This is a genomic window from Staphylococcus sp. EG-SA-2 (genome assembly GCF_017152085.1).
In genome coordinates this window covers 1-527 of the sequence record NZ_JACYHC010000182.1, presented here as the reverse complement: position 1 = coordinate 527, position 527 = coordinate 1, and the positions used below count along the sequence as shown (strand labels likewise).

The 527-nt window shown below is 38.0% G+C and carries 1 protein-coding gene; it reads left to right on the top strand.

All coding sequences use genetic code 11. The features are described from left to right. Positions 1–121: 121 nt before the first annotated feature. On the top strand, positions 122–527 hold a 406-nt coding region (locus IDG60_RS01685; protein ID WP_206160423.1), incomplete at its 3' end, for an SDR family NAD(P)-dependent oxidoreductase.

Here is a 527-nt window from a genome sequence, read left to right as displayed (position 1 = left end):
TGCATGAGTAATTCGAGCTTGTTTTTATAAAGAAGAAAGTAATTTTTAGTGTAATCATGATTAAGTTCCTAGGAAGATTGGGTAAATAATAACCATTAAGCGAATAAGGAGATGTTAAAAAATGGCAGCTCAAGATCCTAGAACAAAATTTAAAACAACGGATTATGAAAAACAAGAACAAGAGGTACCGGGTTTACAATCTGAAATGACGCCAGCACCTGATTGTGGCGAAACGTCTTACCAAGGTCATCAACGCTTACAAGGCTATAAAATATTAGTCACAGGTGGTGACTCAGCAATAGGGCGTGCAGCAGCAATTGCGTATGCTAAAGAAGGTGCAGATGTAGCGATTAACTATCTTCCGAGTGAAGAACAAGATGCACAAGAAGTACGCCAAGTGATTGAAGAAAGTGGTCAAAAGGCAGTGTTAATTCCTGGTGATATAAGAGATGAGCAGTTCAACTATGACCTTGTTGAACAAGCATATCAACAATTAGGTGGCTTAGATAATGTTACTTTAGTTGCTG